This is a genomic window from Pseudomonas sp. NFPP07, from assembly GCF_900115645.1.
Lineage (GTDB): Bacteria > Pseudomonadota > Gammaproteobacteria > Pseudomonadales > Pseudomonadaceae > Aquipseudomonas > Aquipseudomonas chlororaphis.
Map to the genome: position 1 here is coordinate 1 of NZ_FOXG01000027.1, position 1,231 is coordinate 1,231.

Annotated in this window: 1 protein-coding gene; it reads left to right on the forward strand. The window is 54.5% G+C overall.

The features are described 5' to 3' along the window. Window positions 1-63: 63 nt before the first annotated feature. Window positions 64-1,224, forward strand: a complete 1,161-nt coding sequence (locus BM019_RS30355; protein WP_092422781.1) for an IS30 family transposase — start codon at window positions 64-66, stop codon at window positions 1,222-1,224. Window positions 1,225-1,231: the final 7 nt, after the last annotated feature.

Below are 1,231 nucleotides of genomic sequence, written 5' to 3' on the forward strand. Positions count from 1 at the left end.
CTGTGGATTCAACCGGTCGATGCAACACAACTAAATTCTGTGTAAGCAGAAGGAGTGTTGCAGATGAAGCAGAGACCTCGGATCTATTACACCGAAAGCCAGAAAAAACTGATGTGGGATCACTGGCAGAAAGGCGACTCTCTCCAGCACATAGCCCAACTATTTGATCGAAACCATTCATCGATACAGCGCATCTTGGCGGAAACAGGCGGTATCAGACCCGCTGTACGCCGCAGGTCCAGATTGGCTCTGACGTTGGCTGAGCGCGAAGAGATTTCGCGTGCAGTGGTGGCAGGTAACTCGATCCGTTCCATGGCCGCGCTGCTAGGGCGAGCAGCCTCTACGATCAGTCGTGAGATCAAACGCAACGGTGGCCAAGGATGCTACCGGGCTAATCAAGCTGATCAGGCTGCCTGGGATCGTGCGCATCGACCTAAGGTCTGCAAACTTGTTGAGAACCGAACGGTGGCGCAAATTGTTGCAGACAAGCTTCAATTGCAGTGGTCACCGGAACAAATTGCCGGTTGGTTGAAGCGTACCTACCCGGACGATACGAGCTATCAGGTGTCACACGAGACGATCTATCGCACGCTCTTCATACAGGCTCGCGGGGCTCTGAAGAAAGAGTTGCTTGAGCATTTACGGCGCACGCGGGCCATGCGTCGCTCGCGCCATCACACGCAGAAGAAAGAAAATCACGGTCGAATCACTGACGCGGTATCGATCCGCGAACGCCCGGCCGCGGCTAAGGATCGGGCGGTGCCAGGTCACTGGGAAGGCGACCTGCTGTGCGGTAGCAGGAACAGCCAAATTGCCACTCTTGTTGAGCGTCATACCCGCTACGTAATGCTGGTGAAATTGGACGGTAAGGATAGCGAGACGGTCATCAGCGCCCTGATCGAAAGCGCCCGCAACTTACCCCAAGAACTCTACAAATCGCTGACGTGGGATCGCGGAAAAGAGATGGCTGACCATAAGCGCTTTACGGTGGCTACCGACATCAAGGTCTACTTCTGCGATCCTCATCGTCCTTGGCAACGGGGATCGAATGAGAACACCAACGGGTTGTTAAGGCAGTACTTCCCGAAAGGAACCGACCTTGCGGATCACTCGCAAGCCACGCTCAATGAAGTCGCAAGGCAGCTAAATAGCCGCCCTCGGAAAACACTAGACTACGAAACACCCGCTGAACGATTTAGCCAATCTGTTGCGTCGACCGGTTGAATCCACA

Coding starts and splice junctions, on each gene's coding strand:
- BM019_RS30355 (WP_092422781.1), top strand. CDS start 64: ATGAAGCAGAGACCTCGGATCTATTACACCGAAAGCCAGAAAAAACTG.